The sequence below is a fragment of the Pedobacter sp. L105 genome (assembly GCF_009765875.1).
In the GTDB taxonomy this organism is placed as follows: Bacteria; Bacteroidota; Bacteroidia; order Sphingobacteriales; family Sphingobacteriaceae; genus Pedobacter.
In genome coordinates this window covers 1,281,480-1,303,583 of sequence record NZ_LMUP01000004.1, presented here as the reverse complement: position 1 = coordinate 1,303,583, position 22,104 = coordinate 1,281,480, and the positions used below count along the sequence as shown (strand labels likewise).

Below are 22,104 nucleotides of genomic sequence, written 5' to 3'. Positions count from 1 at the left end.
TTTTTTAAAGATATATCCAAAGGAATTTCTAACCGTTGGCAAGAATTAACCCTTTTCATAATTTAGGATAGGAAGATATTTAAATCGCACACTGGCTAATCAGCCATCGCGTTTCTTCTATAGTTAACTGAGGTTTGAGTTGTTGTACTACATAACTATGATATTCATTCAGCCAGTCAATGTGTTTTTGTTCCAGTAATGATGTGTCTATTGCTGCGGTATCAATTAAAGCTAATGTGATCGTTTCAAACGTTAAAAACTCTGCAAACTCTGTTTTTTCATCTTCGATAGCCAGCACAAGATTTTCTATTCTTACACCATGTTTTCCGGGACGGTAAATACCAGGTTCAATGGAATTTACCATTCCTGGTTTAAATGGGACGGGCAGATTATCCGGACTGATGGATTGCGGCCCTTCATGGACGTTAAGGAAGTATCCGACGCCGTGGCCCGTACCGTGACCGTAATTGCGGCCGTGATCCCACAATGACTTACGGATGATACTATCTAGCTGATAACCGCAGGTGCCTGCAGGGAAACGGGCTGAAGATCCTTCAATTAATCCTTTCAAAACTAAAGTGTAATCAGTTTTTTCTTCTGCTGTTAGTTCACCCAGGATTACCATTCTGGTGATATCTGTTGTACCCGTATAATATTGACCACCAGAATCGATCAGGAACATTCCAACTTGTTGCAGTTCAGAATCAGTTTCCGGAGAAGGAGTATAATGGGGCAGGGCAGCATGTGCGCCATAACCGGCAATGGAGTCAAAACTCAAACCAGCAAATTCATCTTGTGCTGCCCGGAATTCAGCCAGTCTTTTAGAGGCAGATAGTTCAGTGATCTTTTCCGTACCGATAGTTTCTTTGAGCCATTTCACAAAACGGGTCATTGCTACTCCATCATTGATCATTGCTTTTCTGAAATTGGCTGTCTCAGTACTGTTCTTGATTGATTTTAGGTGGGTAGTCGGATTGATGCCGAGGATGATTTTTACGCCCTCAGGCACACTATTGTATAAGCGTGTACAATTTCTTTTCGGATCAAGGAACAAGGTTGAGCCGGCAGGTATTAAATCAATATTACTGTCTATGTCTTCATAAGGCAAAAGGGTAACGCCTGCTGCTTTCAGTTCTTCAGCTGCTTCAGTGCTAAGTTTATCCTTATTGATGAATAAAAATGTTGTATCTCCCTGGATCAGGGCGAAACTCAACACTACCGGATTACATTTTACATCTGTTCCGCGGATATTGAATAACCAGGCCAGATCATCCAGTGATGAAATGATATGTGTGGTTGCACCAAGGGCTTTCAGGGAGTGACGAAGCTCCTCCAATTTAGTGACAGTAGATTTTCCGCTATATTTCTCATCCAGTAGAAATGCCGGATTTAGTGGAAGCGCTGGTCTGTTCTCCCAAATCGGACTTAGAAAATCTGCATCAGTAACATTCAGGTGATGGGTTTTAAACAATTCAGCAAGGGTAACCGACAGCAGACTGAAATTGCAGGCAATGGTAAATTCGGGGTTTAACCACTGTATGTATTCTGGGGTATGTGGTATTTTTAATTTTACCAGCTCATACCCTGAATCTTTCAGCTGGTTTTCGGCCTGACTAAAATAGCGGGAGTCTGTCCATAATCCGGCAAAGTCTTGTGTAATGACCAATGTTCCCGCGCTGCCGGTAAAACCACTGGCAAATTCTATGCATTTGTAATGTGCCGGCAGATATTCACTCATGTGCGGATCTGCAGAATGGATTAAATAGGCATCCACTCCAGATTGTTTCATTTGCTCACGTATAGCCTTAAGCTTTTCTAAATAGGTCATATTAGTTTATAGGTGTTAAAATAGCGGTATATCCGCCGCCTGCAGCCAGATCAACAGAAAGTGTTTCCTGAGCAGTGATCTCCTTAGTGATCAGTTGATAATCGGCTGCATGTTTACTCACATTGATTCCGTCTTTTAGTATTTCGATCTTGTATTTTTTAGCATCCAGAAAGGTTAAAGGAATGGAAAAATTCCTGGCCTCCCAGTTGGTCATTCCACCAATATACCAGTTATTCCCGTTTTTCCTGGCTACAACTGCATATTCTCCGATCTTGCCTTCCAGCGCTACTGTTTGATCCCATGTGGTAGGGAAACGTGAAATATAATGGGTATAAATAGGTTCCTTTTGATAATTTGAAGGATTATCACATAACATTTGCAGCGGACTGTCATAGATCACATACATGGATGCCTGATGTGCCCTTGTTCCCCTGCTCATAGGAGAAGTCATGCTGATATGAAATTCATCTTTGTTACTGTTGATCATTGCCCCTGGTGTAAAATCCATCGGCCCCGCCACCATCCGGGTGAAAGGCAAAGTGACATCATGTTCAGGAGTAATGGTTTCTTCCCATTTGTCGTTTTCCATTCCCCTTACACCTTCGTAGTTGAGCAGGTTAGGATACTCGCGGTTTAGCCCTACAGGTTTATAGGCGCCGTGCATATCCAGCAGCAATTTCCTTTTTGCAGTAGCTGCTGCTGTTCTTTCATAAAAGTTAACCATATATTGGTCGGCCCTGGCCATATAATCTACCTTGACTCCCTTTACACCCCATTTCACATATTGATCCAGGATTTCGTCCATATGCTGATCCAGGGGCTTCCATAAGGCCCACAGGATAATACCTACTTTTTTTTCTGTAGCATAGCGGATGAGTTCTTTTAAATCCAGCTGAGGATTTGAGGCCAGCAGATCTGTTGTCGTTCTTGACCATCCTTCATCCAGGATGATATATTCCAATCCGTATGCAGCGGCAAAATCAACATAATACTTATAAGTAGCCGTATTGAGTCCTGCTTTGAAATTAACTCCATAGATATTATTGTCGTTCCACCAATCCCAGGCTACCTTTCCCGGTTTAATCCATTGGGTATCTTTCAGGATATTTGGTTTGGCGAGCTTATACACCAGCTCATTTTCCAGTAAACCTTTATCAGTAGGACTGATAATCACTGTTCTCCAGGGATAAGTCCTGTCGCCAGTTGTTTTTGCAGTATAAGCGGCTTTTTTAACGATAATTTCTGTACGGTCTGATTTTCCTTTTGGTTTTGTTTCAAGGATTACCTTTGGAAAGTTTCCTTTTAAGCTATTGCCGCCAGTACCAAAAAGAAAGAGATTGGGGTAATCATGAAGATCTGCCTCTGTGACTACCATTTTAGTACCTGCCGGGGTGGAAATATACAAGGGCAGATAACCATATTGTTCAGGAGGAATATCTGCGAGTTTCATCTCTTTAAAATCAGCTTCGTAATGCGACTGCAATTCCGGGTTGTTTTCTTTAGGGAGATAGACCTGGCAGTTTTCATTAAAATTGAAACTTACCACTTCATTGTTGATTTCTACTGGCTGAAGGCCAAAGTTAGTTACGAACCTATAAGCTACACCGTCATTATAAGCGCGGAATTCTATTGTATAACCGCCTTTCATTACCAGTCTGAGTTCATTGTAAACTTCAGGAATAAGTTTGCTGCGCACGGGGATTACTGCTGTAATCACCTGATTGATGGTACCGGTACTTGATTTCAAGACTACAGGAGATACGCCCAGTTCCCTCCCGTCGCCAAGTAACAGGCTCATAGGGCTGGGTTTAATCAGCAATTCCTGATTCCTTAAAACAGACCAGGAAACTTTTTTATCCGTGTTGATTTTTATAGTGATCTTTTTATCAGGTGATAAAAGCGTATAATCTTTTGCGGTGGCGGCTGTGTGTAACAGTAGGGTAAAAAGGAGAATTTTTATTGTTTTAATCATACTGCGGGAAGGTTATAATCTATAAACATACAGGATATTGAAGAATACCTGTTTTCGGAAATTAGCTTATTGTAGCACGGGATTAACAATTAAAAGGCAATAGATATATTTAAAACGGTTTAGTTGCCAGTTCTCGTAACGTAAAAAATAAGTTACAATACAGAATAATAATATGAAATGTGTTAATGTCAAAAAGAAAATATATTAACTTATATAAATATTAATAACCAACCGAAATAAACAGTATGAAAACAAACTTTAATCTATCATTGAAGAAGACTGCCCTAAGTGCAGCAAGCATTATTCTTTTATTCAGTGCGTCATGCACCAAAGAAAGCGGACCGGATAACGTAAAATCTGCTTCTGCACTTTCTTTGTCCAACAGGACTGCTAAACCAAGCGCTATTGGAACCGCTGGCCCTAAAGGAGTATGTTACATCGAAGTGAATAATTATGACTTTAGAGATGTAGGTAAGTATAAATTAACCAATGGCAGTCAGCTATTTGATGTAGGTATAATTTTCGCTGCCAATATCAACTACAATACAACAACGAAAAAAGCAACCTTATTCTTTAATACGCAAGTAACGAATGTGTTGAATAATAAAGCAACTTACATTGCACCTGTTCAGGCCAAAGGGATAAAAGTTTTGCTTTCTATTTTGGGTAACCATCAGGGGGCAGGAATCGCTAATTTTACAAGTAAGGCAGATGCTACGGCTTATGCCCAGCTTTTAAGTAATGCCGTAACTACTTACGGATTAGATGGAATTGATTTCGATGATGAATATGCAGATTATGGAACAAATAGTACTCCTCAGCCTAATGATAGTTCTTTTGTTTATCTGGTAACTGCACTGAGACAGTTAATGCCAACGAAAATTATTTCATTTTACTATATCGGCCCTGCATCAACTAAACTATCATATAATGGAGTAACTGTAGGTTCGAAGGTAAATTATGCCTGGAATCCTTATTATGGTACTTACAGTGCTCCTCCGGTTCCAGGTTTAGCTAAAAGTAACCTGGGCCCTGCAGCAATTGATATTACGAGTACAAGCGTAGCAACAGCCACTTCTTTTGCCACAAGAACAGTAGCCGACGGTTATGGTATATACTTATATTATAATTTACCAGACGCAGATTCGCATACTTATTTATCAGGTGTTTCAAATGCATTATATGGATATAGTACTGTATATAGTAGCAATTAAAGAGGCTTAACTGTATTGAAACCTAGAGGTGCCCGGTTATTCCGGGCACCTTTTATCGTTAATACATTATACAGAGGCTCTTTTTGTGAAGTAGAAAGGAACCTCTATATGTCTTCTGGAATTATCCAGTATGAGGTGGGCGGCAGATGTACCCATAAATTTGAAATCTGTAGAGATCGTAGAGATGCCATTGAGCAAAATCTTTTTTATGGGCGTCTCATTGTAAGAAATCACACCAATATCCTTTCCTATCTGAAAGCCAAGGTTCATAATTCTTTCCAGCAATACCACCAGGTCATCTTCCATTAAATTGATAAAAACTTCTCCTTCATTAATGGGGTCAATGGAAATATTATTGATAATATGGTGATTGAAGGCATACTGCTGACAAAACCTGCGAAAGCCTTTCAAAATTTCCTTTGGGAAGTAACTGTTTTTTGGGAAAATGATTTTTATAGTATGGTATTTACTTAAATGCGTGAGTGCCTGTTCCAGTGCATCATATATATTCTGTTCGAAATTCTCGTAAGCCGCGGCATATTCGCCTTCAATTCCTGATATGATCTTGTCCATCAGAATAAGTTTATGTTTAGGAATATGGTTGATGATTTCCTTTGCATACTCTTCACTATCAATAAAATGAGGAATGATCACATAATGTGAATATTCATCTTTTTGATTTGCCAGAAAGCGTTTGAATAAGGTGAAATCATTATTGTAGATATAAAAATCTACTGATACATCGTCGCCCAGGGCCTTGATGAAAGCATCATAAACAATCTTTTTGTGGGCGCTTAACTTGTTGAAAAGTAAAAATATTTTTAATTTCTGTTTGAAATTGGTATTCATGATGTAATACCCCTTGCCAGGCACAGAGTTGACAATGCCTATTTTCTTTAGGTATTTGTAGCCTCTTTCTGCAGTATCCCTTGACATTTCTAGTTTGCAGCTCAGCTCATTGATAGACGGTAATAAGCTGTCCATTCTCAGTTTGCCCTGCTCAACAGCTCTGATAATTGCAGTGGAGAGCTGTAAATATTTTGGCGTTGCAGAATATTCATCTATGCGGATATAATCAGAAAATATTGTTGTTTTCATCAGAATATATTTCTTTTTAATGGTTATGAAGCTATCATAAGCTTGTTCATTGCGGTTTTTAAGCGGTAAGCTTATGATGGTTTCATCATTCTAAATTTTAATAAAAAACTTCTTTATGAACTCAAAATAGAGTAGTTGCCAGATTCAGCTAGCGGCAAAGCACCCAGATAGTTAAAAGGTTTTAGTGAATTCTCACATTGAAAATGAAACAGTTTTATTGCTGTGTTACTTTTTTGTCCGGGGAAGGTTGAAATGTTTGGTAACAGTGAACCTGGAAATGGGATTTTCCTAAAATAAGATTTCATACAATATATATTTGGTGATGATAAAATGGCTTTCCATCCTAAACAGAAACTGCCATTAAAGTTCTATGATGTAAGGTATACATAATCAATAACTATAAGGCTAATTATTTATTTGTAAATAATTAATTGATAATAAGATGTTTAGGTTGGTGTTTTCATGACAGTGCAGGATGGTTGTCAGGATGCCACAGGGTGCAATTTCTTACCTGACAACATAATTTAGTTTAACCAAATATAGAAGGGAGCTGTGATTTCAGCTCTTAAAATTATTTATAAACTAAATATACTGTTATGAACAAAAAAATTCTACTCTTCCTTTTTCGGGGTAAACATTGGCTGATGTTTTTGTGGATAGTGCTTTTCAGTACTATTTCTTATGCACAAGATTTAAAAATTAAAGGTAAGGTTACTAGTACGGATGATGGTACGCCTTTACCTGGTGTATCGGTGTATGTGAAGGAGACTAAACAGGGCACTTCTACCAATACTGAGGGGAACTTCGCCCTGTCAATTGCTAAAGGCAGTACGCTTGTCTTTACTTTTATAGGTTATGATCCTAAAGAAGTTTTGGTTAATAGTGATGCTCTGCTAAATGTTAAACTGAATGCCAATAGCGGGGCATTATCTGAAATTGTGGTAGTAGGTTATGGCGTTCAGAAAAAAAAGGACCTGACCGGAGCTGTCTCAACTGTATCCGTAGAACAAATCAAAGATCTGCCCGTAGTATCAGTTGATCAGAAATTAGTTGGCCAGGTTGCTGGTGTGCAGATCAGCACCACAACAGGATCACCAGGAGGTGGCTCTACCATCAAGATCAGGGGTTCGGGATCAATTGGAGCAGGTGATAATCCTCTTTTTGTAGTAGATGGTTACCCTATTTCCAATTCCAGCGGACATACTTATAATCCTTTAAATGTGATCAATCCGGATGATATTGAATCTGTAACGATATTAAAAGATGCGTCGTCGACAGCAATCTATGGATCAAGAGGATCGAATGGCGTAGTGGTAATCACAACAAAAAAGGGTAAAAGCGGTGAGCCTGTGGTGACGGTTAATTCATATGCAGGTACCCAGAGCGTTCCTGAGAAAGGCCGGCCTAAAATGCTGAATGGTGAGCAGTATGCCCAGTTTAGAAAAGACATTATCACAGATGATTTTGCTTTTAGGGGAGCTACTTTAACCGAAGCAGATATCCCTGTGGAATTTAGAAACCCTTCACAGTATGGTGCAGGAACGGACTGGTACAATACAGTACTGCGCACGGCCGTACAAAATAACCTGGATGTAGGAGTGAGCGGCGGAACTGATAATACACATTATAATTTTTCTGTAGGGCGCATCAATCAGGAGGGAACGATAAAATATACAGACTTTGAACGTTATGCAATCAGGGCTAATATTGAGACCAACATCAGTAAAAAACTAAAAGTTGGGATCAACCTTGCGCCGACTAATAGTGTCCAAAACCGGAATGATTTTGATTCCGGCGGCAGGGATGTAATTACCCGTACACTTTGGTTAAGTCCGATTGTTCCGGTAACTGATGCCTCAGGAAACAGGACTTCTTATATTTCCTCTCCGGGATCTATCGGCGCTCCAAACCCACTCAATTCATTGCAGTTTGCAGGGACAAATGATAAAATTTTCCGTGGTCTTGGAGGTGCTTTCGCAGAATATGAAATCATCAGGGGACTGAAAGCAAAGTATAGTTATAATGTTGATTATAGTAGTGAAAACTCATTCAACTTTAATCCTTCTACCGTAGGAGGAGAAAGTAACCCTGCACCGGTAGTGCCAAACTCAAATACCTATAAGAATACTACCTTTAACTGGCTTTCAGAAATGCTGTTAAGTTATGATAAAACGATTGCAACAGACCATCGTATCAGTGCGGTAATAGGTTATACCGCACAAAAGGAACGTTCAAATTCTATTAGCCTCTTTGCTGATAATTATCCTGATGATCTGGTTAAAACAATTAATGCGGCATCTATCATCAGTTCTTACGGAGAAGATATTCAAAAGTGGTCGCTAATTTCGTACCTGGCAAGACTAAATTATTCTTTTAAAGACAAGTACCTGGTTACCGCTACGGTGAGAACAGACGGCTCATCCCGTTTTGGAAGTAATAAACAATATGGTACATTTCCTTCTGCTGCCTTAGGCTGGCGATTATCACAGGAAGATTATGTCAAACAGATCAAGTGGCTGAGTGATTTAAAACTGCGTGCCAGTTATGGGAAAGCCGGGAATTTTAATATAGGTAACTATACCTATACATCAAACATTGGAACAGCAAATTATGCCTTTAATGGTAACCTTGCCAACGGCCGCGTATCTACTACACTGAATAATCCTGATCTTACCTGGGAGAACTCAAATGAACTTGATGCCGGTGTTGACCTGGGGTTATTCAAAGACCGTATTTATTTGAACGTAGATTACTACAACCGCTTAACTAAAGGGATGCTCTTTAATAGTGAAATTCCTCAGTCTTCAGGATATTCAAACGCAATTATTAATTCTGGTACGATTAGAAACAGAGGGTTAGAGATCGGCTTGTCTACACACAATCTGGAAGGAGGATTTAAATGGAATACCAACTTTAATATCGCTTTTAATAAAAACAAAGTGCTGGCCCTGAATGCAAACAATGATCCTATATACAGCGGTTTGAGTGGCGAAGGGTCTTACACACATATTACCCAGGTTGGACATCCGATCGGAGAGTTCTACGGGTATGTAGTAGAAGGTGTTTATAAAGATCAGGCAGACCTGAACAATTCGCCTAAACATGTAACTTCTGTAGTTGGCTCAATAAAGTATAAAGATGTAGACGGTAACGGGATCATAGAGCCGGATAAGGATTTTGCAGTGATCGGACATGCCCAGCCAAACTTCACTTATGGCTTTACCAACTCCTTTTCCTATAAGAGATTTGATCTGAATGTGATATTTGTAGGTTCACAGGGCGGACAAGAGCTGAAAACGGCAAACCAGTATTTGCTCAATATTGATGGGGTATTTAATGTTGATCAGAAAGTGCTGAACAGGTGGAGATCACCATCAGATCCGGGGGATGGAATGACTCCCACTACCAATGGCTCCAGGGTAATTTATCGCGATGTGAACTCTTCATGGGTTGAAGATGCAAGCTTCCTCCGTTTACAGAATGTAACGCTAGGATACAATTTTGCTTCCGGTTTCCTTGCCAGATCAAAGGTAATCAAAGGGGCACGTTTTTATGTCAGCGGGCAAAACCTGATCACTTTTACCAAATATAACGGTAATCCGGAAGCGAATACTGCTACTGGAAGTGCATTGACACCGGGCGAAGATTTCACCAATTACCCTTTGGCAAGAACGCTGATCCTGGGTTTAAATCTAACTTTTTAATCATTTAGAAAGCATTAATTAGAAATACCATGAAACATATTACAAAATATATACTCCTCCCTATTTTTACGATTATGCTGACAGCCGTTAGCTGTAAAAAGGATTTTCTTAACCAGGCACCGGAAGCAACTATCGTAGGACAGAATTTTTTCAAAACTGAAACGGATATCAAACAAGCGGTAAATGGTGCTTATAGCTCTTTAATAGGTATGGGCTTAACCAGTTACTGGCTTTTTGGTGAAATGCGCTCGGATAATACAACTTATCAGTATAATCCCACAGATAGAGGTCAGGAACAGCGGGAATTTGTAGATGAGTTTTTGGCAACCGCTACTTCTCCTAAAATTCAGCAATACTGGCAGGAAAGTTATACGGCTATATCCCGCTGTAATGATGTGCTGGATCATGTGGATAAAGTAACGATGACTGATCAGTCGAAAAATCAGTATATAGGTGAGGTTAAGTTTCTACGTGCTTTTCACTATTTTAATCTGGTGAGGCAGTTTGGCGGTGTTCCTTTGCGGCTAACGTCTGTTCAGTCTCCGGGTGATGCTATGTCTAAAGGCAGGGCATCAGAAAATGATGTTTATACGCAGATCATTGCTGATCTGACGGCTGCCTCAGGAAGCCTTCCTGCAAAATACACTGGTGTGGATATAGGCCGTGCAACAAAAGGAACAGCATTTGCCCTTTTAGGAAAGGTATATCTTACACAAAAAAAATATACTGAAGCGCTGACAGCTCTTCAAAATGTAACAGGTTATGCACTGTTACCAGATTATGCCAGCGTTTTTGATCCCTCTAATAAAAATAATGCAGAGTCAATCTTTGAAATACAATACCTGGGAACAAAACCGGAACTGGCCAGTAACTTTTTGTATCAGTTTGCACCTTATACCTCTGGCAGTATTGTTACGGGAGATGCAGGGACCCAATTGGGGAGCGGTAACGGATGGAACATCCCTACACAGGATATGATTGATGCTTATGAAACGGGAGATGTCCGTAAAGATATATCACTCGCTACAGGTTATACCGGTGCAAATGGTGTGTTCGTAAGTGTGCCTTATGTTAAAAAATATAACCATGGATTTGTAGACAGGGGCCGTACAAATGACGATTTCCCATTGATTCGTTATGCCGATGTGGTATTGATGATGGCTGAATGTTTAAACGAACAGGGGTTTGCAGCCAACGGACAGGCTTTTACTTTGTTAAATAGTATAAGAACACGTGCGCATTTACCGGAAAAAACCAGCGGAAATGCCAATACCGCATTGGCGGTTAATGATCAGGCTGCCTTCCGGGATGCCGTTATGCAGGAGCGCCGTGTGGAACTCGCGTTTGAAAATCAGCGCTGGTATGATCTGGTTCGTTCTGGTAACGCTGTTGATATCATGAATGCTCATGGACAGAGGCAGATTAAGCAATTTTCAAATATTCCCGCGGGTTCATATATTGTCACAGCGAATAAATTATTGCTTCCATTACCACAACATGACGTTACTCTTGATAATTTAACGCAAAATCCTCAATAGTTATGTACTTTTATGAATAACCAATCTAATATAAACTGATTATGATAAATAGATATTTATTCCGAATGCTATTGACAGGAGTAATCTTTTCAACTGTGTTTATCGTCCCCGTCTTTGCGCAGAAACTGCAGTTACAAGATCTGAAAGTAGAATACATGCATCATCCTATAGGTTTGGATAATGCACATCCCAGATTTAGCTGGAAACTGGAAAGTGCCCAAAGGGGCACCATGCAGCAATCTTATGAAATTCGCGTGGCAGCAACGCTAAGTGATGTCCAGTCGGGTAAAAACCTGATTTGGGAAAGTGGAAATGTCAAAAAGGACGAATCCATACAAGTGAAATATGCTGGTCCGGAGTTAAAATCCAAAACCCGTTATTTCTGGCAGGTGAGGGTAAGCGATAATCATGGAAATACTTCTAAATGGACTGCGCCGGAATTCTGGCAAATGGGTATGCTGAGCCCTGCAGACTGGTCGGCAAAATGGATTACTACTTTTGTTGGTGATACTTTGCTTGGTCCGAGTCCATATTTCAGAAAATCATTTGTTGCTGAAAAGTCGATTAAATCGGCTACAGCCTACATTACCGCTCATGGAATGTATGAGGCATATTTAAATGGTAAAAAGATAGGGGCTGATTTTTTTACCCCAGGCTGGACCAGCTATAACAAACACTTGCTTTATCAAACTTATGATGTAACTCAACTGTTAAAAAATGGGGGCAATACCCTTGGCCTTACTTTAGGAGATGGCTGGTACAAGGGATATCTTGGTTTTGGCGGACAACATAGTTATTATGGTAAACAGTTAGGCGGATTATTGCAGCTGGAAATTCAATTCACAGATGGTACCAAACAGATTGTACAAACTGATGAATCATGGAAATATCAGCTGGGGCCAATTATCACTTCAGATCTTTATAATGGTGAGAACTATGATGCGCGTTTAGAACTTACGGGCTGGGCAGAAAATGGCTATAACAGCAGTACATGGAAAGACGTGGCAGTGGTACCTGCGGGCAAGGAGCTTATTGAAGCTAGTATCAGTCCCCTGGCGCGTAAACACGAAGAATTTAAACCTAAACAGATCATCACCACTCCAAAGGGAGAAACCGTGATAGACTTTGGACAGAACCTGGTGGGCTGGGTGCAGTTTAAGATAAAAGGAACCAAGGGTACCATTGTCAAAATTGAACATGGGGAGGTACTCGATAAGGAAGGTAATTTTTATACGGCAAACCTTCGGACTGCCAAGCAGCTCGTTACCTACACATTAAAAGGAGCCGAAGAAGAATCTTACGAACCTCACTTTACCTATCAGGGCTTTAGGTATATTAAACTGGAAGGTTTTCCGGGCAAGCCAAATCCTGATGACTTTACAGCCGTTGCCATCTATTCAGATATGAAACCTACGGGTACATTTACTACATCTAATCCCATGCTCAATCAGCTTCAGCACAATATTCAATGGGGACAGAAGGGGAATTTTGTAGACGTTCCTACAGATTGTCCGCAGCGCGATGAGCGTTTAGGATGGACAGGGGATGCACAGGTGTTTTCCCGTACTGCATCATTTAATATGGATGTAGCAGGTTTTTTTACCAAATGGCTAAAAGATGTGCAGGCTGACCAATTGCCGAATGGAAGTGTGCCTTTTGTGATTCCAAATGTTTTAGGCGATGGATCTTCAGGTTCAACCGGCTGGGCAGATGTAGCCACTATTATCCCCTGGGATATGTATCTGGCTTATGGCGATAAGCAGCTGCTGAGCAATCAGTATAAAAGTATGAAGCTTTGGGTTGACTTCATGACTCAAAAGAGTACCGATAATTTATGGAATACCGGCTTTCATTTTGGCGATTGGTTATTTTATCATCCCGATGATGACAGTGACGGGCGGGCGGCAATTACGGATAAATACCTTATTGCACAGACATTTTACGCACATTCTACACAATTGTTAATTAATGCTGCAGAGGTATTGGGCAATGAGGAAGATGTGAAAAAATACACTAGCCTGTTAGCTGATATTAAAAAAGCATTTGTAAAAGAGTATGTTACCCCCAATGGAAGACTGGTTTCAGGATCACAAACTGCTTATGTGCTCGCCCTTAATTTTGATATGCTGCCCGAAGGGCTTCGTCAGCAGGCAGCCGACAGATTGGTGGCTAATGTTAAAGATTATGGTAATCATCTTACCACAGGGTTTTTGGGTACGCCATACCTTTGCCATGTATTGAGCCGTTTTGGTCATTCGGACGTATCCTATACTTTGCTTTTACAGGAAACGTATCCATCCTGGTTATATCCTGTAAAGGCGGGCGCTACAACGATATGGGAAAGATGGGACGGACAAAAGCCTGATGGATCTTTTCAGACAACAGGTATGAACTCTTTTAACCATTATGCCTATGGTGCAATTGGCGATTGGATGTACCGCAATATGGTGGGACTGGATACTGAAGATTCTGGTCCCGGTTATAAGAAAATAACGATCACTCCGGAACCTGGTGGAAATTTGAGCTATGCTGCTGCAAGTTTGGAAACCCTGTATGGAACTACAAGTGCCAAATGGACCATCGAAAATAATGTGTTTATGCTGGATGTAGTAATACCAAACAATACCACAGCAACGATTAAACTTCCCGGTGCAGCGTCTGCATCAGTTACAGAGTCGGGAGTTGCATTAAGTACAGCTAAAGGTATTTCTGCATCTGCTGCTGATGGCACCAGCTTAAAAGTTAACCTTGGTTCTGGTTCTTACCATTTCAAATATAACCGTTAAATATAAAAGCCTCCTGCTGACCTTAAATCAGAGGAGGCTTTTTTAAAACACACATTTATTTACCAGAATTTCACGTATAAAGCAGTAATAATTAAAAGGGTTAAAATGATTAAAGCCATAGTTTGCGGTGTAACCTTAAACATGCTTTTATCCAGTTCAAACGCTTTAGGATTAATTTTTGGTCCTGCAAAACTCATGATCACCATGATCAGCATGGTAAACCCGAAAGATAGACCCATGCAAATGTGGAATGGAATTTCATATCCTCCTGCGCCGTTAGGATAAGCAGTATACAGGATCGTTTCATGCCCCATTACAGCAGGGGCAAATTCGTTAAAGAAAACCGAGAACAGGAAACCTGCAATTACACCTGCGATAGCTGCCGCACCAGTAGTCCTTTTCCAGAACATTCCCAGGAAGAACATGGCGAATACGCCGGGACTAATAAAACCTGTGTATTTCTGGATATAGGTGAAACCACCTACACCGCCAATACCCAATAAGTCGTTCCAGGTAAAAAGAACCGCAAGGACCAGTCCGATGACAACTGTTGCTTTGCCTACAAAAACCAGGCTTTTTTGATCGGTATCTTTTTGGAAATATTTTGAATAAACATCCAATGTGAAAATAGTAGAGATACTATTTACCTTGCCAGCCAGCGAAGCTACAATAGCTGCGGTCAATGCTGCTACAGATAGCCCTTTTAATCCGGTTGGTAAAAAGGTCAATATGGCAGAGTATGCACCATCTTTACCGCCAATCAGCTGTGGAAGATATCCTTTGGCATACAATACATAAGCTGCAATACCAGGCAGCATCACGATTACAGGCATTAATAATTTTAATAGTCCTGCAAACAGGATACCTGTTCTTGCAGTTTGAAGATCTGCACCCAATGCCCTTTGTGTGATGTATTGGTTACAGCCCCAGTAGTTTAGGTTGATGATCCAGATCCCTGCAAGGTAAGACATCAGACCCGGGAACGTTAGATATTTACTGATTTCATTTTGAGTGGAAGTAGCCGTTGGCCGGGGAATGATCATCTTAAAATGTTCAGGAGCCTGATCCATTAAAACTTTAAAACCCGCTATGGCATTGCTGCCAACACCAAACTTCTGCCCAACAACGGTCAGGGCGATATAACTGGTTACCAGTCCCCCGAAGATGAGTACAGCTACCTGTATCACATCGGTATAGGCTACCACTTTCATTCCTCCCATGGCAATAAACAGGGCGAAAACAGCCAGTCCAATCATGATCACATGCAGGTATTGCCCGCCGGTTAGCCCGTTAATTGCTACAGCACCCAGGTACAAGATGGAGGTAAGGTTTACAAAAACATACAGGAACAACCAAAAGATAGCCATGATCAGTGCGACAGATTCATTATACCTTGTTTTTAAGAACTGAGGCATTGTATAAATCTTGTTTTTAAGATATACTGGTATAAACCATACGGCTACGATTATCAGCGCGATGGCCGCTATCCACTCGTAAGCGGCTACGGCAACCCCAAGGAAGAATCCCTCACCACTCATTCCGATGAACTGTTCTGCGGAAATGTTGGATGCAATGAGGGATGCTCCTATAGCCCACCAGGTCAGTGTACCCTCTGCCAGGAAGAATGCTTTGGCATCTTGTTCATTCTTTTGCCGTTTGTGATAGATGGAGTATCCATACAGGGAAACTGCTAAAAAATAAATGATAAAAACTACATAATCTGTAGTTGCTAAACTATTGGTCATAATTTTATATTTGGTTAGGGTATTTTATGTGACTAATGTTTGTTTAACTGGTAGTAGACCTCATTCCACTTTAATTCATTACGTAACTGATTTATGGTAGTTTGATTATCAATGCCAACATACTCAATTCCTGCGATATCTGCAAAATCTGTCAGGTGTTCGGCCGTTAAATTCTGACTGTAGCAGGTATGATGTGCACCGCCCGCATAGATCCATGCTGCGCATCCGGTTTTCATATCTGGTTGTGGTTTCCATAATACACGGGCAACAGGCAATTTAGGCAGTTCATGTTTTTCATCTACCCCATCTACAATGTTAACCAGCATACGGAACCTGTTTCCCATATCAATAATAGAAGCATTCAGCGCGGGGCCATTTGCAGCATCAAAGATCAATCTCACAGGATCGGCTTTGCCGCCAATCCCTAAAGGATGTATTTCACATTTAACAGGTCCTTTAGCTAAAGCCACATCAACTTCAAGCATGTGTGAGCCCAATACAAATGAGTTTTTAGGTTCAAAATGATAAGTATAATCTTCCATGAATGCATTGGCACCATCAAGACCGCTTCCCATAACTTTCATGGTCCTTACCAGGACAGCTGTTTTCCAGTCGCCCTCTCCTGCAAAACCATACCCCTCACTCATCAGGCGTTGCACTGCAATACCAGGAAGCTGGCTCATACCATGCAGATCTTCAAAAGTATCTGAAAAACCTTTGAAATTACCCTGCTCCAGGAAGCTGCGCAATCCCAATTCTATTTTGGCGGCTTCTCTCAGAGAAGCATGTTGTGCGCCGCCTTTTTTTAGCGTTTCGGCCAGCTGGTAGCTGTCGGCATATTCTTTTACCAGTTTATCAATATCAGTATCCAGGCTTTGGTTGATCACTGCTACCAGATCGCCAATGCCATAGGTATTTACTGAGTAGCCGAATTTTATTTCCGCTTCAACTTTGTCCCCTTCGGTTACGGCAACATTACGCATGTTATCGCCAAAACGTGCAAATTTAGCGCCTTGCAGGTCAAACCAGCCGGCAGCAGCCCTTAGCCAGGTATTCACACTTTCACGCACTTCAGGATCTTCCCAATGTCCTGCTACTACCTTACGGTTGATGCGCATGCGGGAAACAATGAAACCAAACTCACGGTCTCCATGTGCACTTTGGTTCAGGTTCATGAAATCCATATCCATGGTGCTCCATGGAATATCGCGGTTGAATTGAGTATGGAGGTGAAGCAATGGTTTTTGCAGGATTTTTAATCCGCCAATCCACATTTTTGCCGGGGAAAAAGTATGCATCCAGGCGATGATACCAATACAGTTTTCTGCAGTATTGGCTTCCTGGCAGATCTGATAGATTTCTTCGGAAGTTTTTACGGTCGGTTTAAAAACAATCTTTACCGGGATTTGCGGTGAGTCGTTTAAAGCACGGGCAATTTGCTGGGAGTGTTCGGCTACTTGTCTTAAGGTTTCTTCTCCGTATAAATGCTGGCTTCCGGTAATGAACCAGGCTTCTAGTTGTTTAAGGTTGGTTGTCATAGTTTTTCGTTTATTGACCGTAATAGGAATCTACTCCGTGTTTTCTATCGTAATGTTTTTTTATCAAAGCATCTTTCATCGGGCGCACATCATTTCTGATCTGTTCTGTAAGGAAGGCCATTTTTGCCAGTTCTTCTACTACTGCGCTGTTGTATACTGCTTTGTCTGCAGTTTTCCCCCAGGTGAAAGGCGCATGGTTACCCACCAGGATCATCTCTACTTCCGTATAACTTAAGCCCAGTTCGGTAAGGTGCTCCATGATCTGGAAACCAGTTTCATACTCATAGTTGCCTTTAATCTTTTCGTCTCTCATAGGAGGGGCACAGGGGATAGCTGCCGTGGTATGATCTGCATGGGTTGTTCCATAAACCGGAATTGACTTTAACGATTGCGCCCATGCTGTTCCATAAGTGGAATGGGTATGTACTATACCGCCGATGTTTTCCCAGTGTTTGTACAATACCGCATGTGTTTTGGTGTCTGAGGAAGGCCTTAAATTACCTTCCACAGTGTTGCCATCAAAATCTACGATCACCATGTTCTCCGGCGACAGTTCTTCGTAAGGAACACCGCTTGGTTTAATGGCAAATACTTTATTCTCCCTATCGGCAGCACTGGCATTTCCAAAGGTGAAAAGCACCAGTCCCAGTTTAGGCAGTTGCATATTGGCTATGTATGCCTTTTCTCTAATATCATGATAGTTATTCATTAGCTTTTATTGTTTTAGTGGCATTCATGAGCTCGCAGGCTCGGTTACTTATTAGCTATGATTTGGGTGTTGCTCGATGTAATTTCCTAAAGCCTTGTAATGTGGAAAGCGTGCGGCGTAATATGTTACGTTTTCCGCTACAGGGTGATATTCTGCATCGAAGCCGCGACCCATTCCTATCATCGCTGCTTCAACAGTAGGATAAACTCCTCCAACTACGGCAGCAAACATCGCCGCGCCTAAAGCGCAGGTGTGCTCAAACTGGTGAATACGGATAGGCATATTCAATACATCGGCCATCATTTGCATGATGTAAGGTGATTTTTTTGCCACTCCACCGATACCGATAATCCCCTCTACAGGAATCCCTTCAGAAATGAAGCGGTCTACTATATTTTTAGCACCAAAACAGGTTGCTTCGGCCAGTGCCCTGAACAAGCGCGGTGCATCTGTACCCAGATCGAGATTGCTTAGGGCTCCTTTAAGTTCCTGATTGGCATCGGGGGTTCGTCTTCCGTTAAACCAGTCGATCCCCAGTTCATCATCATTATTTTTAGGCAGCAAGGCCGCTTGCTTACTCAGTTCAGGAATGATCTTGTCCAGCATTTCCTCCTGCAGGGCATTTGCTGTTGCTTCGTCGATCACAGCAGATTGCAGCAGCAGGTTTTTTAGCGGCCAGGCCAGTATGTTTTTTAACCAGGCATAAGTATCTCCGAAAGCAGATTGCCCTGCTTCCAGGCCCATCATACCGGGAATGACAGAGCCATTTACCTGTCCGCAAATCCCTTTGATTAGCTTGCCGTCCATATCGGCCATTGGGGTTACTAGTATATCACAAGTGGAAGTACCCATTACCTTACTCAGGTGGTAAGGCTCAATTTGTCCGCCTACGGCACCCATATGGGCATCAAAAGCACCAACGCCAACCACAACCGAAGTGCTGAGCCCCAGTTTATCTGCCCATTCCTGGCTTAAAAAGCCAGCGGGAACATCAGAAGTATAAGTTTCCTTAAATAAGCGTGAGGTGTATCCATCCAGTAAAGGATCAAGGGCGGTAAAGAAATCATTTGGTGGTAAGCCATCAAATTCTTCTGCCCATAAAGCTTTATGGCCGGCAGCACAGCGGCTGCGTTTCATTTCTTTGGCATCAGTGCCTCCTGTAAGCAAAAAAGGGATCCAGTCACAGTGTTCTACCCAGGAATAACAGGCAGCTCTGACCTTTTCATCGGTACGAAGAGTTCTCAGCAGTTTGGCCCAGAACCATTCTGAAGAGTAAATGCCGCCGCAATAGTCCAGATAATTAATATCGTATTTTGATGCATGTTCGTTAATCTGCGCAGCCTCTTTTATCCCGGTATGATCTTTCCAAAGCACAAACATAGCATGTGGGTTATCCTGAAATTCCGGGAGTAGTGCCAGTGGCGTACCTGTTTCGTTGACCGCAACAGGAGTAGAGCCTGTTGTATCCACAGCAATTGCTTTTACTGCATCTGCAGCAACCTGGCCGCCTGCTTTTTGTAAACAGGTTTTAATTGTATATTCCAGTCCCTCCATATAATCCAGAGGATGCTGTCTGAACTGATTGATTGAAGGATCACAGAATAATCCTTTTTGCCATCGCGGATAATTAAAAACTGAAGAAGCGATTTCTTCACCATTTTCCGCGTTGACCAATACAGATCGAACTGAGTCTGATCCGTAATCCACTCCAATAACGTATATATTTGGTTTCATAAAATAGATAAATGTCTAATTAACGTTTATTTATTTTATAAATGAAATATATTAGAAATTTTTAGTGATTAAAAATTTTGTTACGCTGAAAATCATGAGTTTATAGTGCTCTTCAAGTGGTAGATATACTTCTAACAGCTCCACTGTTACTAGGCGTAGAAGACTCTTAAAGGACTAAAATCTCAACTAATTAAGTTTTCGGGGTTAGGGATAAAATTGAGAAAGGCCTGGAATTTTGCTTTATATTTTTTCTTATCCAATTTAAAATAAAAGGCACCCTTTTTTGAATTTGACTTATCCTTTTCTTCCAGTTTAATGAGCAGTCCGGTGGAGGTTAGTTTCCTGATAAAATTTCTGTTATCGATCTTCGTATTGTACACCCCTTCATACAAACTTTGCAGCTGAGGGATGGTAAACTTTCGTGGTAAAAGTTCAAAAAGGAGCGGATGTAAGGCGGCTTTATATCTTATTTTTTGTTTGGCAATTTCTACCATTTCGCCATGATCAAAAATCAGCTTAGGCATTTCATTTATTAGAAACCATTCTGCATGATACCTGTCACTAATTTGTGTTTCATACTTGTGGATATCGATCAGTGCAAAATATGCAACAGAAATAATACGTTCCATCGGATCTCTGGATGGATTTCCAAAAGCGTGCAACTGTTCCAGGTAAACCCCATCTAATCCCGTTAATTGTAGCAGGATTTTATTGGCGGCTTCATCCAAACTCTCGTTGGATTGAGTAAAACCGCCCATTAAACTCCATTTGTCCTTCTCTGGTTCAAATCCTCTTTTAATGAGCAGGATCTTTAAATTCTCGCCATCAAACCCAAAAATAATGCAGTCTACTGCAACCAACATTTTTGTTTCTATTGTGTTTTCAATCATTAAACGTATTTTAGGAATCGTTGATAATATTAAGTAAAAGATTTATCACTACAAATTTTACTGAGATAATATTAATCGTTGTTTTGACGGTTAATATAATTTTATCTACTTTGGTATTGACTATATATAAACTGTAAATATAAATATGAAAACGAATCAAAATTTATTTCTTGCATTGCTCCTGGTTTCTGGCATACTGGGAAGCTGCAATTCTTCATCCACAAAAAAAACGGTTTCGACAGACTCGGTAACCACAACAACTGTAACTACTGCCCCTGCAGCTAAGGTTCCCGATTCTGCTGCTTTTACCAGTACTGTAGACAACAAGAAAGTCCATTTATATGTATTGAAAAATAAAAGCGGAGATCAGGTTGCTATAACTAATTTTGGCGGAAGATTGGTTTCGCTGCTGGTCAAAGATAATAAAGATCAGCCGGTAGATGTGATTCTGGGACATGATAGTTTGAAATCTTACCAGCGTAAAGAGCAGTCTTTCTTTGGTGCCCTGATTGGGCGATATGGCAACAGAATAGCTAAGGGTAAATTTACACTAGAAGGTAAAGCTTATCAGCTACAGATCAATGATGGAAAGAATACATTGCATGGTGGTTTTGATGGATTCTTCGGGAAAGTATGGGATAGCAAACAGCTTGACGACCATACTTTAGAATTGAATTATTTTTCTAAAGATGGGGAAGCCGGTTATCCTGGGAATTTAAATGTAAAAGTTATTTATACCCTTCAGGAAGATCATTCTTTGAAGATCAATTATCATGCAACCACAGATAAAGCTACAGTGATCAATTTAACGAATCATGCTTATTTCAACTTAAACGGGGCAGGGGATAAAACCATCACCGATCACCTGCTTACCATGGAAGCTGATGAATATGTACCTATAGACAGTACTTCTATACCGACTGGTAAATTAGAGAAAGTGGCTGGTACTCCGTTTGACTTTACTAAAGCCAAGCTGATTGGTGCCAATATCAATGATACAGATCCGCAATTGAAAAACGGAAAAGGATACGACCATAACTGGGTGCTAAGAAAAGGAACAGGCTTGCGTAAAGCGGTTACGGTGAGCAGTGCAAAAACAGGTATTGTTATGGAAGTGTTAACTGAAGAGCCGGGCATTCAATTTTACAGTGGTAACTTTTTAACGGATAAAATGAATTATGGTAAAGGAAATGCAACTTATGGCTATCGTTCTGCGTTCTGTTTAGAGACACAACATTTTCCGGATTCGCCGAACCAGCCTGCTTTTCCATCAACAGTGCTGAAGCCTGGTACAGCTTATAATTCTGTGACTGTTTATAAATTTTCTGTCAAAAAGTAATTACAGGCA

The 22,104-nt window shown here is 40.9% G+C and carries 13 protein-coding genes; 5 read left to right on the top strand and 8 right to left on the bottom strand.

The window, feature by feature from the left end; all coding sequences use genetic code 11:
- Window positions 1-79: 79 nt before the first annotated feature.
- Window positions 80-1,828: an aminopeptidase P family protein gene (locus GSQ84_RS10780; RefSeq protein WP_158797216.1), complete on the bottom strand. Its 1,749-nt coding sequence runs from the start codon at window positions 1,826-1,828 to the stop codon at window positions 80-82.
- A 1-nt stretch (window position 1,829) separates the two neighbouring features.
- Window positions 1,830-3,800 carry a glycoside hydrolase family 97 protein gene (locus GSQ84_RS10775; RefSeq protein WP_158797215.1) on the bottom strand — a complete coding sequence of 657 codons (1,971 nt, stop codon included), beginning with the start codon at window positions 3,798-3,800 and terminating at the stop codon, window positions 1,830-1,832.
- Window positions 3,801-4,045: 245 nt separating this feature from the next.
- Between GSQ84_RS10775 and GSQ84_RS10770 the strand changes: the two genes are divergently transcribed.
- Window positions 4,046-5,014: an endo-beta-N-acetylglucosaminidase H gene (locus GSQ84_RS10770; RefSeq protein WP_158797214.1), complete on the top strand. Its 969-nt coding sequence runs from the start codon at window positions 4,046-4,048 to the stop codon at window positions 5,012-5,014.
- A 66-nt stretch (window positions 5,015-5,080) separates the two neighbouring features.
- Here GSQ84_RS10770 and GSQ84_RS10765 read toward each other — a convergent pair whose 3' ends face one another.
- Window positions 5,081-6,112: a GntR family transcriptional regulator gene (locus GSQ84_RS10765; RefSeq protein WP_158797213.1), complete on the bottom strand. Its 1,032-nt coding sequence runs from the start codon at window positions 6,110-6,112 to the stop codon at window positions 5,081-5,083.
- 596 nt (window positions 6,113-6,708) lie between these two features.
- Between GSQ84_RS10765 and GSQ84_RS10760 the strand changes: the two genes are divergently transcribed.
- From GSQ84_RS10760 to GSQ84_RS10750, 3 genes are read left to right on the top strand one after another with little or no spacing between them, the layout of a single operon-like run.
- Entirely contained in the window at window positions 6,709-9,816 is a 3,108-nt protein-coding gene (locus tag GSQ84_RS10760; RefSeq protein ID WP_158797212.1) for a TonB-dependent receptor, read from the top strand.
- Window positions 9,817-9,845: 29 nt separating this feature from the next.
- Entirely contained in the window at window positions 9,846-11,354 is a 1,509-nt protein-coding gene (locus GSQ84_RS10755; RefSeq protein WP_158797211.1) for a RagB/SusD family nutrient uptake outer membrane protein, read from the top strand.
- Between the two features lie 41 nt (window positions 11,355-11,395).
- Window positions 11,396-14,140, top strand: coding sequence for an alpha-L-rhamnosidase (locus GSQ84_RS10750; RefSeq protein WP_254070825.1), 2,745 nt, complete (start codon window positions 11,396-11,398; stop codon window positions 14,138-14,140).
- A 59-nt stretch (window positions 14,141-14,199) separates the two neighbouring features.
- Here the strand turns inward: GSQ84_RS10750 and GSQ84_RS10745 are convergent, their stop codons facing one another.
- The 5 genes from GSQ84_RS10745 to GSQ84_RS10725 all read right to left on the bottom strand — a co-directional run bounded on the left by GSQ84_RS10745 (window position 14,200) and on the right by GSQ84_RS10725 (window position 20,756).
- A complete protein-coding gene (locus tag GSQ84_RS10745; RefSeq protein WP_158797210.1) occupies window positions 14,200-15,885 on the bottom strand; it encodes a sodium/solute symporter in 1,686 nt (561 codons plus the stop codon).
- A gap of 32 nt (window positions 15,886-15,917) precedes the next feature.
- The gene (gene araA, locus GSQ84_RS10740; protein ID WP_158797209.1) at window positions 15,918-17,423 is read right to left on the bottom strand and encodes an L-arabinose isomerase; all 1,506 of its coding nucleotides are present in this window, start codon (window positions 17,421-17,423) and stop codon (window positions 15,918-15,920) included.
- A 10-nt stretch (window positions 17,424-17,433) separates the two neighbouring features.
- A complete protein-coding gene (araD, locus tag GSQ84_RS10735; protein WP_158797208.1) occupies window positions 17,434-18,132 on the bottom strand; it encodes an L-ribulose-5-phosphate 4-epimerase AraD in 699 nt (232 codons plus the stop codon).
- Window positions 18,133-18,183: 51 nt separating this feature from the next.
- Window positions 18,184-19,866, bottom strand: a complete 1,683-nt coding sequence (locus GSQ84_RS10730; protein WP_158797207.1) for a ribulokinase — start codon at window positions 19,864-19,866, stop codon at window positions 18,184-18,186.
- Window positions 19,867-20,048: 182 nt separating this feature from the next.
- Entirely contained in the window at window positions 20,049-20,756 is a 708-nt protein-coding gene (locus GSQ84_RS10725) for an NUDIX domain-containing protein (RefSeq protein WP_158797206.1), read from the bottom strand.
- A 145-nt stretch (window positions 20,757-20,901) separates the two neighbouring features.
- On the opposite strand from GSQ84_RS10725, the gene GSQ84_RS10720 reads away from it, so the two are divergent.
- Entirely contained in the window at window positions 20,902-22,095 is a 1,194-nt protein-coding gene (locus tag GSQ84_RS10720) for an aldose epimerase family protein (protein ID WP_158797205.1), read from the top strand.
- Window positions 22,096-22,104 lie beyond the last annotated feature (9 nt).

Bases quoted from the DNA above. Each gene is read 5' to 3' on its own strand.
- GSQ84_RS10770 (WP_158797214.1), top strand. From the start codon at position 4,046: ATGAAAACAAACTTTAATCTATCATTGAAGAAGACTGCCCTAAGTGCA.
- GSQ84_RS10730 (WP_158797207.1), bottom strand. From the start codon at position 19,866: ATGAAACCAAATATATACGTTATTGGAGTGGATTACGGATCAGACTCA.
- araA (WP_158797209.1), bottom strand. From the start codon at position 17,423: ATGACAACCAACCTTAAACAACTAGAAGCCTGGTTCATTACCGGAAGC.
- GSQ84_RS10765 (WP_158797213.1), bottom strand. From the start codon at position 6,112: ATGAAAACAACAATATTTTCTGATTATATCCGCATAGATGAATATTCT.
- GSQ84_RS10760 (WP_158797212.1), top strand. From the start codon at position 6,709: ATGAACAAAAAAATTCTACTCTTCCTTTTTCGGGGTAAACATTGGCTG.
- araD (WP_158797208.1), bottom strand. From the start codon at position 18,132: ATGAATAACTATCATGATATTAGAGAAAAGGCATACATAGCCAATATG.
- GSQ84_RS10725 (WP_158797206.1), bottom strand. From the start codon at position 20,756: ATGATTGAAAACACAATAGAAACAAAAATGTTGGTTGCAGTAGACTGC.
- GSQ84_RS10780 (WP_158797216.1), bottom strand. From the start codon at position 1,828: ATGACCTATTTAGAAAAGCTTAAGGCTATACGTGAGCAAATGAAACAA.
- GSQ84_RS10720 (WP_158797205.1), top strand. From the start codon at position 20,902: ATGAAAACGAATCAAAATTTATTTCTTGCATTGCTCCTGGTTTCTGGC.
- GSQ84_RS10775 (WP_158797215.1), bottom strand. From the start codon at position 3,800: ATGATTAAAACAATAAAAATTCTCCTTTTTACCCTACTGTTACACACA.
- GSQ84_RS10750 (WP_254070825.1), top strand. From the start codon at position 11,396: ATGATAAATAGATATTTATTCCGAATGCTATTGACAGGAGTAATCTTT.
- GSQ84_RS10755 (WP_158797211.1), top strand. From the start codon at position 9,846: ATGAAACATATTACAAAATATATACTCCTCCCTATTTTTACGATTATG.
- GSQ84_RS10745 (WP_158797210.1), bottom strand. From the start codon at position 15,885: ATGACCAATAGTTTAGCAACTACAGATTATGTAGTTTTTATCATTTAT.